We start from the raw sequence: 14,354 nt of genomic DNA, 5'->3' as shown, positions 1-14,354 counted from the left end.
AGCCAAGGCGTCAGAGTTTTCAATGAGTGAAACACATTTCAGCGGACCGGCATGGTGCAGCATCACTCGGGCCTGAAGTAGTTGTTTCGTTGTGGTTTTTGGCGTGGGTCGATATGGGGTGGCGGGATGAACCACGGGATCCCGGTTTTGACCTGGATGTGCCACTGTTCCTTGTGGATCAGGTGGTGGTGATGGGAGCAAAGCAGCGTGCCGTTCTCGGTGCTGGTGGTTCCGCCGTGTGACCAGTAAGTGATGTGGTGGGCTTCGCACCAGGGGGCGGGGATGGTGCAGCCCGGGAACGCGCAGCCTTGGTCGCGGGCGGTGAGGGCTTTGCGGATGTGGGGCGGGAAGATCCGGGTGGTCCTGCCGATGTCCAGGACGCGGCCCTGGCTGCCGAGGAGGACGGGGATGATGTCGGCGTCGCAGGCGATCTTGCGGACCGTGGCGGCTGTGACGGGCCCGGTGAACGTCAACGAGCCCGTACCGGGGATGGTCCCTGTGCCCGTGGTGCCGGTTGCGCTGCCATTGCCGGGCGTGCCCGCGCCCGTGGTGCCGGTTGGCCTGTCGCTGTTGTGGTCGAGCCGGTCGAGGCGGTCCAGGAGGTCGCGGTAGTCAATGGTGACCATGACCTGGGGACGCAGACCGCCGGCAGCGGGGAGGTTTCCGGTGGCGAGTGTGGTCTTGGCGGCGCCGACGAGGCCGTCCAGGAGCTGCTGGGGCCGGGTCCGCCGGTCCAGATCCTGTTCGCCTGGTTGGGTGCGGGGGTTGGTGGCGGTGTTCATCACAGTCAGGAGGGGTTCGTATTGGTCCGGGGTGGCGAAGAATTCCACGTGGTGCAGTCCGCGGCGGGGTTTCCGGATGAAGACGCCCTGCCGGTGCCGGAGCTCCTCCTCGGAGGGTTCGCTGCCGTCCTGGTCGGCCGCCTCAACCAGGTGGCGGGCGACGCGGGCGACGAAATCGGTGTCCTGTTCGGCCGCGGTGCGGGTCAGGGTGTGTTCCATCCGGGCCATGGTGCCCGCAGGGGCGTGATGCCGGACCCGGTCCAGGGCGACGGTGATGATCGTCGCGGAACGGGAACCCACTGAACCGGACGCCACGGCCGCGGCGAGCACGGGACGTTCCGGAGGCTGGGGGTGGCCGGTGATCCCGGCCCGGGGCAGCACGGCCTCGGCCAGGGCGAGCCGGCGGCGGGCTTCGCCGGCACCGATCCGCAGTCTCATACGCAGGAACTCGGTAGTGTTCCGGCACCCGTCATCGGCCGGACCCGGATCATTGGACCTTGGCGGTTCTGGGCTTGGCACGGGACCCGCGGCGGCCTCTGTGCCCCCATCGCTGTCCCCCGGGCCGCAAGCCGGAGTCCTGGTCGCCCAGCCGATCGGCCCATGCACAGCCGTCTCGCTGCCCCACCCGGTGGTCCAGCCAACCCCAGCACCCGAGCGCGCAGCAGCACTGGCCTCGCGCCGCGACCGGTCCACCGCCCCGGCAGCCACAACCTGAAGGTATTCCAGCGTCCGGGCGGCTTCCTCGACGCTGGCGGCGAAGTCAGCCGCCTCCCGGAAACCCAACACCGCAGCGTCCGCAGCCGCCGTCGAACTAATGGCCCCCAGCAGCTCAAGGCACCGGGACAGCTCACCGGAACCACCGCCGTCGAACGCTGTGGCCGCCGGCTGAGGGGATACGGCGGGAACACTCCGCAAACCGCGGACAGGCGCGGATGAAGCAGCTGCGGGCAGCTTGGCCCACCGCAACGCCCCACTTGCTGCAAGTTCCCCCATAACTTCCATGGGATAACTCTGCCGCGGGGGTGTGACAATTTAGCTTTGCCGGCCTGACAAGGTAACCCGGCCCCGCCCCGCGAACAGTTCAGATACGAAACAGTTCAGATACGGATCAGTTCGGCTAAGGGCAGTCCAGCCAGGAACACACCAGTTATTTGGCTCGGTATTCCTTGTCGGTGACGTGCTCACCCCAGGTCGCTTCCGGGCCCTCCTGGCCTTCACCCAAGGCTTCCCACATGGCCAGGTGGCTCATGAAATGTCCAGGTGCAGCGCCATGCCAGTGCCATTCACCCGGAGGCGTGTAGATGGTGTCGCCCGGACGGATCTCGATGACCTCGCCGCCGCGGGACTGGACCAGGCCGAGGCCCTCGGTCACGTGCAGGGTTTGGCCGTTCGCAGGGAGTGCCACGCAGTGTGCGCGCCAGGAGCGAAACGGACCATGTTCACGCGCAGCTGGGAGGGGGCCTCGCCCTTGGCGATGACGTCGAACCAGACGTCGCCGCTGAACATCTCCGCAGGTCCCTTGTTGCTTGGCGCTTTCGGCTGGATCTCCAACTGTTCTCCTCTGTTGACGGCGGCGTGCCGCGCGGACTGCATTCCCGCTTCAACACTAGGAGCCTTCCGCGGCTGTTGGGAGGCCCTGCCAGTACCTGTACCAACAGGACCTTCCCCGCGCGTAGAGGACGCGGTTTGCTGGATAGGCAGCGAAAACGTCCTAAGGAGGACCACCATGGCAACAGAGACCCCTTCGCCGGCCCAGCAGTTCACCGGCGACGAGGGGACCCACGCGGTGCTGGAGTGTGTCGGGACACAGGACGCCATTGACGCCGCGATCGGCGCCGTGCGCGACGGCGGTGCCATTGGTAGGGTGGGAGCTGCCCAGTACACCGATGTGCCCATGAATTTCGACACCGTGATGCGCAATATCACCCTTACCGGCGGAGTGGCCCCGGCCCGGGCCTACATCGAAGAACTCATGCCGGACATCCTCTCGGGAACAATTCAGCCCGGCCAGGTGTTTGACCAGACTGTAGCCCTCGACGATGTCGCTGCCGGCTACTGCGCCATGGCCGACCGCACAGCGCTCAAAGTGCTGATCCGCCCATAAGACTTCCACCCAACCAAGTGAATCCCTCACCCAACATTGGAGAAACCATTGCTTACCGCTAACGCTTACGCCGCCCCGTCCGCTGACGGAGACCTGGTTCCCACCACCATCGAACGCCGCGACGTCGGACCCCACGATGTGCTGATCGACATCCAGTTCGCCGGCATCTGCCACTCGGATATCCACACCGTCCGCGGCGACTGGGGACCCCAGCAATACCCGCTGGCTCCGGGACACGAAATCGCCGGAATCGTCACCGAAGTTGGCTCCGAAGTCACCAAGCACGCCGTTGGCGACCGCGTCGGCGTCGGCTGCATGGTGAATTCCTGCCGCGAGTGCGTCAACTGCCAGAAGGGCGAGGAACAGTACTGCCTCAAGGGCAACATCGGCACCTACGGCGCCGTTGACCGCGACGGCACCATTACCCAGGGCGGCTACTCCACACACGTCGTGGTGACCGAAGACTTCGTCGTGCGGATCCCCGAGGGCATCGAGCTCGACGTCGCCGCGCCGCTGCTTTGCGCCGGCATCACCACCTACTCGCCGCTGCACCACTGGGGTGCAGGCCCCGGCAAGAAGGTTGCCGTCGTCGGGCTGGGCGGCCTGGGCCACATGGCCGTCAAGATCGCCCACGCCATGGGCGCCGAGGTTACGGTGCTGTCCCAGTCGCTCAAGAAGCAGGAGGACGGCCTGAAACTGGGCGCGGACCACTACTACGCCACGAGCGATGAGAACACCTTTAGCGACCTGGCCGGCAGCTTCGACCTGATCATCAACACCGTCAGCGCGTCGATCGACATCAGCTCCTACCTGCAGCTGCTGACCCTCGACGGCGCCTTGGTGAACGTCGGCGCACCGGCCGAGCCGCTCCCCGTGAACGCGTTCGCGCTTATCGCCGGCCGCCGCTCCTTCGCCGGCTCGATGATCGGCGGCATCCGCGAGACCCAGGAAATGCTCGACTTCTGCGCCGAGCACCACCTGGGCGCCGAAATCGAGGTCATCCCGGCCGAGAAGATCAACGAGGCCTACGAGCGCGTCCTCGCCTCCGACGTCCGGTACCGCTTCGTGATCGACACCGCGACGCTCAACTAGCGCAGAGCACGGTAGCGACCCGAAAGCTGTTGCAACCAAAAGCAGCGCCGTCCCCACGAGAGGGCGGCGCTGCTTTTGCGTTTACTGTTTCACCAGCCGAAAGCCGCTATCCGGCCGTCATCACATGCGTGAAGTGGTCGTACCGGATGGTTAGCGGGCCGCCGTCGTGCGCCAGGCTGATGTTGGCACCATTCGGCGAACCGCCGGCACCGTAGCTCTCGGCCCAGGACCGGTTCAGGGCGGCCTTGAACTCATAGTTGCCGGCCGGAAGGTCGGGCACTGACAGTTTCCACACCAGGTCGGCGGGGTCCAGCCGGAGCTGGGCCTGGTCGCAGGCGGGCATCCAGTCTTCCGGGCATCCTTGTTCCAGGTTCATGCTCCCCGCAGCGGCCACGGCGCCCGGCTGCTGTGAGGCGTAGACCGGGCTCAGCACATGCGTGGTGTGGTCGTAGCGGAACGTCACGGCCCCGCCCGGGTGCTCCAGCACGATGTTGCCGCCGTTAAACGCGCCCCCGACGCCGTAGTTCTCGTCCCAGCCGCCGTTCAGCGCGGCCTTGAACTCATACGTGCCCGCCGGCAGTTCCGGCACGGTCAGGCGCCAGACCTTGTCCGCCGGGTCCAGCGTCATAAAAGCCTTTGCGCACGTAGGCTGCCAGTCGTCCGGGCAGCCCATCTCGGAGTTCAGGCTGCCCGCCACGGTCACGGAGTCCGGCTGCGGGATCTCGCCGGCCACCACGGTCCGGATGTCGCTGACCACGTTCGCCGCGCCCGGGACGGACATGGTTGCCCGGTAGCGGACCTGAGTGCCGTCGGCGAGCCCCAGCGCAGTGAGGTCATCGAAGACCGTGTACGCCGGAGAGGAACTGTCCGAACCGATCGGAGCCCACTCGCCGCCGCCCACGCTGCGTTCGAAGCTGACCGTGTAGTCAGCCTTCTCCGGGCTGGCCGTGGCGCTGACTTCCACCTTGCCGTCCACGCTGCTGCCCTCTGCCGGTTTCTGCATGGCGAGGACCGGGGAGGGGACCGTGCCCGTGCGGGCCGCGCTGACCGAGGTGTGTCCGCCGTTGTCCAGGACCACGGCGCGGTATTCCACGGCGGTGCCCGGGTTCAGTCCGGTGACGTCGTGGAACACCTGGTACGGGGCGGTGTCGTCCGTGCCGATCGGTTCCCATTGCCCGCCGGTTGTGCGCGCCTGGAAGGTGACCTCGTAGAACGAGGAACCGTCGACGTCGGCCGCCACCCGGATCCTGCCGTTGTCGCCGTCCGCCGTGGCAGGGTCCTGGAGGCCGACGGCGGGAGCCGCCTTGGAGCGGGGGATCCGCCCCGACGATTCGTAGACCACAGCGGAAAGCGGCGGGACGGTAACGGTGAGCTTGCCGTCGTCGGCCGTTTTGACCTCGGCGGCGGCGCCGCCGGAATCGCCTGTGTCGCCGTAGATCCGGGTGTAGTTGCGCTTTGCGATGTAGGTGGGCACCGCGGCGGTCTGCGCGGTCCCGCTGTTGTTGACTGCCACCACGTACTCGCGCTGGTACTTCGCGTCAGTGCGGGAGAACGCGTAGATTCCCTGGCCCTCCGCGGCGTACCGGTTCTGGTGGGCGCCGTTGCGCAGTGCCGGGTGCTCAGCGGTCAGCGCTGCGAGTTCGCTGATCTTGCTGTACAGCGGGTGGCCGGTGTTGAAGTTGTCCGTGGCATGGGTGGCATCGGTGCCCAGCAGGTCGTCGTCCAGGTATTCCGGCACCTTGCTGGCGAAGAGCGTCTGGCGTGCATCCTGGTCCCCGCCGGGGCCGGTGAAGCCCTGCTCGTCGCCGTAGTACACCACCGGGTTGCCGCGCGAGAAGTACATCAGTTCGTGGGCCAGTTGGTCCCGGGAAACGCGTTCGGCGTCGTCCGCACCGGGGTTGTCCGCGGCAATGAAGCTGCCGATCCGGCCCATGTCGTGGTTGCCCAGGAACGTGGGGAGTTCGTAGACGTTGGAGTCGGCATCGGTGTACCAGTCGTCCCCGGCGAAGAACGTCTCCAGCTGGCTGGCGGACTGGCTGCGGGAGGCAAAGTTCCGGGCGGCATCCTGGAACGGGAAGTCCAGTACAGCCTGCATCTTGTTGCGGGTGGTGAACTGCGAGGTGAAGCTCTTGGAGGTGTCAAAGACCTCACCGAACATAAAGAACTCGTCCTTGCCCTGTTCCTTGGCATATTCCAGGACCTTGGGCCCGAACTGCTGCCAGAATTCGTCATTGACGTGCTTCATGGTGTCGATCCGGAAACCGTCCACGCCGAAGTCACCGATCCACTTTTGATAGACGTCGATCATGCCGTTGATCACGGTGGGGTTCTCGGTGAAGAGGTCGTCCAGGCCGAAGAAGTCGCCGTAGAAGGAGTCCTCCCCCTGGAAGGTGGTGTCGCCGCGGTTGTGGTAAAGCGTGGGGTCGTTAAGCCAGGACGGAACCTTGAGGTCCTTTTCGGCGTTATCCAGGACCGGCGTATAGGGGAACGAAGTGGCCGGATCCAGCGTGGGGAAGGTGTCCGTTCCGGCGTAGTCGCGGTCGTCGAACACCTCGCCTGCAGCAGTCTTGTACGGCTCTGTGTCCTTGGAGACGTACGGCTGGCGGGCGCCTTCCTCGTAGCCGATCACGTCTGCTGTGTGGTTGGTGATGATGTCGAAGTAGACCTTCATCCCGCGCGAGTGGGCCTCGTCGATCAGCGCCTTCAGTTCGGCGTTGGTGCCCAGGTGCGGGTCGATCTGGGTGAAGTCCGTGACCCAGTAGCCGTGGTAGCCGGCCGATTTGTCCTCCGGCTGGACCGCTTTGTTCTTGAAGCTGGGCGTCAGCCAGATGGACGTGGTGCCCAGGCCCTGGATGTAGTCGATCTTGTCCAGCAGGCCCTTGAAGCGGTCAGCCATTACGAAGTAGAAGTTCTCATCCGTCACCGGGGCGCGGCTGGTTGCAGGGTGGATTCTTGGGGTTCGAACTGCGGAAAAACACGATAAGGAAACCTTCCGGAAAGCGACGTTGCTGCTGTGAAGGACGACGCGGGAGACCGGCTTCTGAGAGCCAAGTCACAACTGTAAGCGCTTGCACCGACTTTTTCCAGCAAATCCCAAGGTTGCTTGGTATCTGTCCGGATTCGGTAGCATGAAACCCACTGACCTGGAGCTGAGGGAGCTGCCGTTGCCGCCAGAACGCCCAATGCCGCCCGGCCGGACCGTGCCTGCGGACAGCCCGGGAGACCGCGGCCCGGACGAGCCGGTCCAACGTCTCCGGGCCGCGGGTTGCGTCTTCGCCGAGGAGGAAGCACGCCTGCTCAGCGGCGCGGCTGCCTCCGCTGCGGAGCTGGAATCCATGATCGAGCGGCGCGTCGCAGGCCTGCCGCTTGAGCACATCCTCGGCTGGGCCGAATTCTGCGGACTCCGCATCGGTGTTACGGCAGGAGTGTTTGTACCGCGCCGCCGCACCGGGTTCCTCGTCAGGCAGGCGGAGCTGCTGCTCCGCGCCATGCACGACGGCGGTACTCACGACGGCGGGATTCACGACGGCGGTACTCACGACGTCGGGCGGGGCGCCGCCGGCGGGCTCCTTGTCGTGGACCTCTGCTGCGGTTCCGGCGCCGTCGGGACAGCACTGGCGGCACGCGTGGGCGGAATCGAACTGCATGCCTCGGACCTGGACCCGGCTGCGGTGCTATGTGCCAAGGGAAACATCGAGCCGGCTGGCGGGCGCGTCCATGAAGGTGACCTCTTCGAAGCCCTGCCGGCGCGGCTGCGCGGCGGCATCGCGGTCCTGGTAGCCAACGCCCCCTATGTTCCAACGGCCGCGATCGGGACCATGCCTCCGGAAGCCCGCACGCATGAGCCGCTGATGTCGCTGGACGGCGGTCCGGACGGGCTGGACATCCAGCGGAGGGTCATCGCCGAGGCGCCGGCCTGGCTTGCCCCGGGCGGCCATGTGCTGATCGAGACAAGCCGGAGGCAGGCGCGGCGGACCATCGGGCTCATGCGGAGCGCGGGACTCGCCACCCGGCTGGCGAGCGACCCGGAGCTGGATGCCACGGTGGCGATCGGCCTGAGGCGGGACTGAGGGGTCTTTGCGCTCCGCAGTGCGCGTCAGAATCCGGGCACATCGGAATCTGTGACACGTCAGATTCGGCCTCCTCAGAATCCGGCGGCGGCGGCGGCCTGTTTCGACGCGCGGGGTGACCCTTCCAGGAGCTCCGAATAGAACCGGATGTAGTCCCGGACCATCCGTTGGGAACTGAAGCGCTGCTCGGCCGACCGCCGGCAGTCACTGCGGCGGAGCCAGCTGCAACCCTGCAGTGCCTCGGCGAGGCCCTGGAGGCTGTCCGCCAGGAATCCTGTTTCGCCGTCGCTGATGATTTCAGGAGCCGAGCCCCGGCGTGTGGCCACCACCGGGGTTCCGGCGGCCAGGGCCTCGATCATCACCATTCCGAACGGTTCCGGCCACTGGATCGGGTTCAGCAATGCAACGGATTCGCCGAGCAGCCTGTACTTGTCCGCCGTGCCCAGCTCGCCGAGGTATTCAACGTCCGGGCCCAGCAGGGGTTCGATCACGTCGTTGAAGTAGTCGAGTTCGAACGGTTCGCGCATCTTCGCGCCGATCCGCAACGGGATTCCCGCCCGTCGCGCCACCATGATGGCCTGCAGGAGGCCCTTGTTCGGGTGCATCCGTCCCAGGAAGCACGCTCCGCCCGTGTGCGAGGGGCTGTACCGGACGCCCCGTACGTCGATGCCGTGGTGGATGACCGCGCCCACCTTCACGCCGCGGGCAGTGGAAGCCTGGTGGTGCGAGATGGCCACGAGGGCTGTCTCCCGTTGCATGGCACGGTAGATCAGGGTTAGTTCGTCGTCGAAAGGTCCGTGCAAGGTGGTGGCGCGGGGAACACCGGGCACGCTCCGCTGGCACAGCGGACCGAGCAGCGTGTGGTCGTGGATGATGTCCACGTCCTCCATGGCGTCGTAGGCGCGGAGCACATGCAGGATCTCCTGCCGTCCCGAGTCCATGCTGACCTCCGAGGAGTCCGAAAGCCCCGGAACCCTCGGCACAGGACAGGTGCTGTCGCTCGAGGCGGCGAGCACAACATCGTGCCCAGCCTCCGCGAGCCCCGCAGCCAGGGTGTGAACCACCGATTCCGTTCCGCCATAGCTTGGCGGGGGAACGGGTATCCATGGTGGTGCCAGGATGCCAATACGCATTGCGCCTCCTACATCAGCCGGCCTTCCGGCCGGGGTCGTGGTGGACCCGGATGAGGTCCGCCAGGGGTTCCTGCGTCCCCAGATGCAGTTCAATGGACGGCGGCAGCCCCGTCACGTGCACGGCGTTGCCGGACACCTCGATGGTCAGGCGGGAACCGGCCAGCGGCACTTGTTCCTTCTTCAGATAGCCGAATCCGTCAGGGAAGGCCGGGCTCACCCAGAGCCGGCCGGTGGGAGCGGAAGGATCCAGGCGCAGCAGGACACGGATGAGGTGGATGGGAGTGGCCGAGGCCCAGGCCTGTGGAGAACACGACGACGGATACGCCACCGGGGGCCTGCCCGGTTCGCGCGGGAAACCGCAGAAGAGCTCCGGCAGCCGACCACCGAACGCTTCCGCGGCGTCGAAGACGGCCATGGCCACCCGCTGCGCTTCTTCAATGAAGCCGTACCGCATCAGGCCGGCGGCAATCAGGGCGTTGTCGTGCGGCCACACAGAGCCGTTGTGGTAGCTCACGGGGTTGTACGCGCCCATGCTTGACGCCAGGGTGCGGACGCCCCAGCCGGAGAACATGTCCGGTTCCATCAGGCGCTGCGCCACGAGGGGCGCCTTGTCATCGTCCACGATTCCTGACCACAGGCAGTGCCCCATGTTGGAGGCACAGGAGTCCACGGGCCGCTTGTCCTTGTCCAGGGCCACCGCGAAGTAGCCGCGTTGCGGCAGCCAGAACCTGCGGTTGAACTCATCCTTCAGTGCGGCCGCCCGGTCGCCCCAACTGCGGGCAAGGGCGGCGTCGCCGGCATCCAGGGCGAGCAGTGCGCGGGCCACGAATGCGCTGTAGGCGTATCCCTGCACTTCGCACAGGGCGATGGGCGGTTCGGCGAGGGTGCCGTCCGCAAAATTGATCCCGTCGTAGGAGTCCTTCCAGCCCTGGTTGAGCAGGCCATGCCGGGTGGCGCGTTCATATTCCACGAAGCCGTCCCCGTCGCGGTCCCCGTAGTGTGTAATCCATTCCAGCGCGCGGTCCGCGTGGGGGAGGAGCTCCTGCACTGCCCGTGGCTCCAGTCCCCAGCGGCTGACTTCACCCAGGAGCGTGACGAACAGCGGCGTGGCATCCGCCGTTCCGTAGTAGGTCTTTTCTCCGCCCAGCGACAAGGCGGCGCCGGAGCCGAGGCGCACTTCGTGGAGGATCCGTCCCGGCTGTTCCTCAGTGATCTTGTTGATTTTTTGGCCCTGGTATTCGGCGAGCGTCTGCAGGGTCCCCAACGCGATGGCGGGATCCACGGGAAGCGCCATGAGGGAGGTCAGCAGGGCGTCGCGGCCGAACAGCGCCATGAACCAGGGGGCGCCGGCGGCAATCACGGTGCGGTCCGGATGGGCGGGGTCTGCGATCCGCAGCGAGCCCAAGTCCCGCTGGCTCTGGCGCAGGATCTTTTCGAGCATGGGATTGTCCATGCTGATGACCGGCGCTGCAGAGCGCCAGGTCCGGTGACGCCGGGCCGGAACCGATTCGTTCTGCGGTGTACTGACAGAGAACCTGCCCGCCGGTTCGCTGCCGTCGGAGCTGGGCGTCACCACGATGGTGGCCGTCCACGATCCCTTCGCGGGGATGGTCACCTTGAACATCACTCCGTGGCGGTTCACGTCCGCTCCCGGGGCGCGGATGGTCACGCCGAGCAGCCGCCCGTTGTGCCGACCGCTGATGATCAGCCGGTCACCCTCCGGCCGGTGGGAGGGGCGGAGCTGACGGGTCTTCCGGCCGGCTTTGACCTCGAACAGGTCAGCGAAGTCGGCCTCCACCGCCAGTTTGATGCTGCAGGGCGCCGGGCTGCTGGAGTAGTTGCGCAGGGTCAGAGTCTCGCGGACGCCGTCCCCCACCTGCCGGTCCCGCTCAATCACCATGGGACGATCGGCCGCCCCGTCGGGCTGGGGCGCCCGGCCCGTGAAGACGGCCCGGTACGGCTCGGGGTTCACTGCCAGGAGGCCCTCCACCACGTGGTTGTTCACCAGCAGGTTCCAGCGGGAAAGGATCCTCGTGTCCTGGTAGAAGACGCCGTGGGCCAGGCCGGGATCCAGGTCACCGTTGCCGGCGGAAATGAAGAATGATGATCCCTCAACGATGGTCACGGCATTGGGGCCGATCGATCCGGACGTGTCCAGGTTCCATCCGTTCATGAACGCCGCCGGGCAAGGGGCCGCGCCGCAGGTGCCGGGGGAACGGGGGCCAGGCGTCGAGAACTCATGAAATCACTCCGGACCGGGGATTCAATGGCTGACTGCTTAGCCACCCACATTCTAAAATTCCGCACAGCGCCCGACAAGGTCCTTTGGACCCTTGCCAGGGACCTTTGGGAAAGATGCTTGCCGACGGACCCTCGCGACGGACCCTCGCGAGGCGAGGCGAGGCGAGGCAGGGCGAGGCGCGGGAACGCGGGAATGCGGGAATGCGGGCAGACATGGGCCGACCCGCCCGGAACCAACGGTCCGGACGGGTCGGCACAGCTGTCAGCGGGTTTTTAGGTCCGCTCAGGATTCGTGTTGGTGGCGGCGCCGGCGGGCGTCGCGCCTCCCTCATCGGACCAGTCCTGGCCGGTTGAGTCGTTGAGCGCAGGATCGCTGGTGGTGTCGGGGATACCGCTGGCGGTGGAGCTGTCCGCGCTGCCGCTGGTGCTGCTGCTGTCCGCAGTCCCCAGGTTGACGGTCTCCGGATGCGTGCTGTGCGACGGGACATAGTCACCGGCGGGCAGTTCGCCTTCGGCAGCGGGAACGCCGGATGTAGCCGGGGTGTCCTTCGCGTTGTCGCTTGGCTTGTCCCGGTGCACAGCGGAACTGATGACCGTGCCGGCGCGGCGGGCGGCTTCCGTTAGCTGGTCAGAAACCTCGGGAGCCTTTTCCTTGACCGCCTCGGTTGCCGCAGCCACTTTGTCCTGAACGGGCTTGCTGTCCCAGAGTGCCGCAGCCCTCGCCTTGATTTTTTCGTACGCGGCGCGGCCGGACCTGGACCCCAGGACGAAGCCCGCTGCCATTCCGGTGCCAAAAAGAAGTTTTGATTTCATGATGTACTCCTGCTCCGTGAGAACGTTCCGTACGTGGACGGGGGCCTGAATGAAAAAACGGCCCCAGGAAAAATCCCGGGGCCGTTTCTCAGGCCGGACTCCGCTTTAGCGGGCCGTGCGCTTGGTGATCATGCCGTAAACCAGCAGGACGATGATCGCGCCGCCAATGGCCAGGAGCCATGTGGACAGCGAGAAGAACTCGTTGATGCCAACACCGAAGAGCAGGCTGCCAATCCAGCCGCCGAGGAATGCTCCTACGACGCCCAGGAGCAGGGTGATGAAAATGCCACCGCCCTGACGGCCCGGGAGGATTGCCTTAGCGATTGCTCCAGCGATAAGGCCCAGAATCAGAAATGCGAAAAAACCCATTTTATCGTTCCTTCTTCTTTCATTGAGGAGGTGCCCGGATCCCGGGCACGCTACATCCTTCTACCTAATACTAATCATGCTTAGTATTAATCTGCCAGTCGGCGGACCCGTGAATTCCTTGGAGCGCCGATTTTCAGTGGCCCTGAACGTCGGAATTAACCCCGGACCCGTCACCTCCGTCCAGCGTCGCAATGGCGGATGTGTCGTCTGCGTCCAACGCAAAACCGAAGATGTCCAGATTCTCTTTCATGCGCTGTGGATTGGCCGATTTGGGGATGGCGACAAGGCCCTGCTCAACATGCCAGCGGAGCACGATTTGGCCGGGCGTCTTGCCATGCTTTTGGGCGATCCTTCCCAGTACCGGCGCGTTCAGGAGGTCGCTGCCCGCACCCAGCGGACTGTACGACTCGGTGACGATTCCATGGCGCCGGTTGTAGGCAATATCAACTATCCGGGTGATGGCCGGACTGACCTGGATCTGGTTGACGGCCGGTACAACATCGCAGGCAGACATGAGTCGCTCCAGGTGCGCCGGCTTGAAGTTGGACACGCCGATAGACCGCACTTTTCCGTCCGCCTGCAACCGCTCGAAAGTTTTCCACGTAGAGATGAATTCATCCCGCCGGGGGAGCGGCCAATGGATCAAAAGCAGGTCCACGTAGTCCAGTTCGAGGCGTTTGAGCGATCCGTCCAGGCCGGCCACGGCCCTGTCCTGCCCCTGGAATTCGCCGTCGAGTTTGGTGGTGATGAACAGTTCCGATCGGTCGAGGCCGCTGGAACGGATGCCGTTTCCCACACCTTTTTCGTTGCCGTATTTCACTGCCGTGTCGACGTGCCGGTACCCGGCTTCCACAGCTTCGACGATGGCGGCAGCCACCTGGTGATCGTCCAGCGGCCAGGTCCCCAGCCCGATCTGGGGAATCCAGTGTCCGTCATTGAGCTCAATCACTGGTGAGAGTGCCATTTGGAAAGTCTTTCCTATCGGAGTCGGTTTGCACAGATGTCAAAAGGCACGGTATTCCAACGATTTTGCGGCCAGGGCCGTGAAATCGAACAGGTGGCCAACGCCGTCCTACCGCCGGCGGGACCAGTCGACCAGCCGGTCGCTGAGTTCCATGAAACCGTCGTCGACCTGCTGCAACTCAGGGTGGGTATCATGCCACCGGACGATTTCACGGGCGCCGTCCGCGAACGGGACGGAGGCCTGGAATGAGGGCACGAGGGACTTGATCTTGGAGTTGTCGAACACCACGGAGTGTGCCCTGTCTCCGAGCAGCCACGGGCCGCGTTCGGAGTCGTGGGCCGCGATGGTTTCAGAAGCCACATGCACCAGTTCCGGCTCGGCGACGCCTGCCGCCCGGGCAAACAGCCGGTACACCTGATCCCACGGGAGGAACTCATCCGAGGTGATGGTGTAGCTTTCACCCACCGCCTGCGGCCGGCCCAGCAGGCCCACGAAGGCCTGGGCGAAGTCCCTGCTGTGCGTCAGCGTCCACAGCGAGGTACCGTCGCCGTGGACCAGCACCGGCAGGCCCGCCCGCATCCGGTGGATGTCCGTCCAGCCGCCCAACAGGGCGATCTTGGTGCGGTCGTAAGTGTGCGAGGGGCGGACCACCGTGACCGGGAAGCCGTCGTCGCGGTACGTCCGCATCAGCAGTTCCTCGCAGGCGATTTTGTCCCGTGAATACTGCCAGAAGGGGTTGCGCAGCGGCGTCGACTCAAGGATCGGCAGCCGGGCGGGCGGTTTCTG

Annotated in this window: 13 protein-coding genes; 3 read left to right on the top strand and 10 right to left on the bottom strand. The window is 65.6% G+C overall.

Annotated features, from left to right (window positions below; genetic code table 11):
• Window positions 1-62: 62 nt before the first annotated feature.
• From JOE31_RS00060 to JOE31_RS21765, 3 genes are all read right to left on the bottom strand, one after another.
• Complete coding sequence (locus tag JOE31_RS00060) at window positions 63-1,784, bottom strand: HNH endonuclease signature motif containing protein (protein WP_209741573.1); 1,722 nt, start codon at window positions 1,782-1,784, stop codon at window positions 63-65.
• Between the two features lie 145 nt (window positions 1,785-1,929).
• Window positions 1,930-2,154, bottom strand: coding sequence for a cupin domain-containing protein (locus tag JOE31_RS21770; RefSeq protein ID WP_307864461.1), 225 nt, complete (start codon window positions 2,152-2,154; stop codon window positions 1,930-1,932).
• Window positions 2,151-2,333, bottom strand: a complete 183-nt coding sequence (locus JOE31_RS21765) for a hypothetical protein (protein WP_307864476.1) — start codon at window positions 2,331-2,333, stop codon at window positions 2,151-2,153. Before JOE31_RS21765 ends, JOE31_RS21770 begins: the two co-directional genes overlap by 4 nt.
• Here JOE31_RS21765 and JOE31_RS21665 point away from each other — a divergent pair.
• Together JOE31_RS21665 and JOE31_RS00045 are read left to right on the top strand one after the other, a co-directional pair.
• Window positions 2,257-2,886, top strand: a complete 630-nt coding sequence (locus JOE31_RS21665; protein ID WP_209741572.1) for a zinc-binding dehydrogenase — start codon at window positions 2,257-2,259, stop codon at window positions 2,884-2,886. The genes JOE31_RS21765 and JOE31_RS21665 overlap by 77 nt on opposite strands.
• Window positions 2,887-2,934: 48 nt before the next feature.
• The gene (locus tag JOE31_RS00045; protein ID WP_209741571.1) at window positions 2,935-3,978 is read left to right on the top strand and encodes an NAD(P)-dependent alcohol dehydrogenase; all 1,044 of its coding nucleotides are present in this window, start codon (window positions 2,935-2,937) and stop codon (window positions 3,976-3,978) included.
• 106 nt (window positions 3,979-4,084) lie between these two features.
• On the opposite strand, the gene JOE31_RS00040 is transcribed toward JOE31_RS00045, so the two are convergent.
• Entirely contained in the window at window positions 4,085-6,874 is a 2,790-nt protein-coding gene (locus JOE31_RS00040) for an alpha-amylase family glycosyl hydrolase (protein ID WP_245199291.1), read from the bottom strand.
• Window positions 6,875-7,106: 232 nt separating this feature from the next.
• On the opposite strand from JOE31_RS00040, the gene JOE31_RS00035 reads away from it, so the two are divergent.
• A complete protein-coding gene (locus JOE31_RS00035; RefSeq protein WP_245198854.1) occupies window positions 7,107-8,048 on the top strand; it encodes a putative protein N(5)-glutamine methyltransferase in 942 nt (313 codons plus the stop codon).
• Between the two features lie 74 nt (window positions 8,049-8,122).
• Here JOE31_RS00035 and JOE31_RS00030 read toward each other — a convergent pair whose 3' ends face one another.
• From JOE31_RS00030 to JOE31_RS00005, 6 genes are all read right to left on the bottom strand, one after another.
• Complete coding sequence (locus JOE31_RS00030) at window positions 8,123-9,181, bottom strand: glycosyltransferase family 4 protein (RefSeq protein ID WP_209741569.1); 1,059 nt, start codon at window positions 9,179-9,181, stop codon at window positions 8,123-8,125.
• A gap of 13 nt (window positions 9,182-9,194) precedes the next feature.
• A complete protein-coding gene (locus JOE31_RS00025) occupies window positions 9,195-11,354 on the bottom strand; it encodes an amylo-alpha-1,6-glucosidase (protein WP_209741568.1) in 2,160 nt (719 codons plus the stop codon).
• 341 nt (window positions 11,355-11,695) lie between these two features.
• On the bottom strand, window positions 11,696-12,235 hold the full coding sequence (locus tag JOE31_RS00020; protein WP_209741567.1) for a hypothetical protein: 540 nt from the start codon (window positions 12,233-12,235) through the stop codon (window positions 11,696-11,698).
• A 105-nt stretch (window positions 12,236-12,340) separates the two neighbouring features.
• Entirely contained in the window at window positions 12,341-12,604 is a 264-nt protein-coding gene (locus JOE31_RS00015; protein WP_011690132.1) for a GlsB/YeaQ/YmgE family stress response membrane protein, read from the bottom strand.
• 133 nt (window positions 12,605-12,737) lie between these two features.
• Complete coding sequence (locus JOE31_RS00010) at window positions 12,738-13,568, bottom strand: aldo/keto reductase (RefSeq protein WP_209741566.1); 831 nt, start codon at window positions 13,566-13,568, stop codon at window positions 12,738-12,740.
• 108 nt (window positions 13,569-13,676) lie between these two features.
• The coding region (locus tag JOE31_RS00005) for an NAD-dependent epimerase/dehydratase family protein (protein WP_209741565.1) at window positions 13,677-14,354 on the bottom strand (678 nt) is incomplete at its 5' end.

Source organism: Arthrobacter sp. PvP023, assembly GCF_017832975.1.
Classification (GTDB): domain Bacteria; phylum Actinomycetota; class Actinomycetes; order Actinomycetales; family Micrococcaceae; genus Arthrobacter.
The sequence above is the reverse complement of the archived record's forward strand: the minus strand, read 5'-3'. Positions and strand labels throughout refer to the sequence as shown.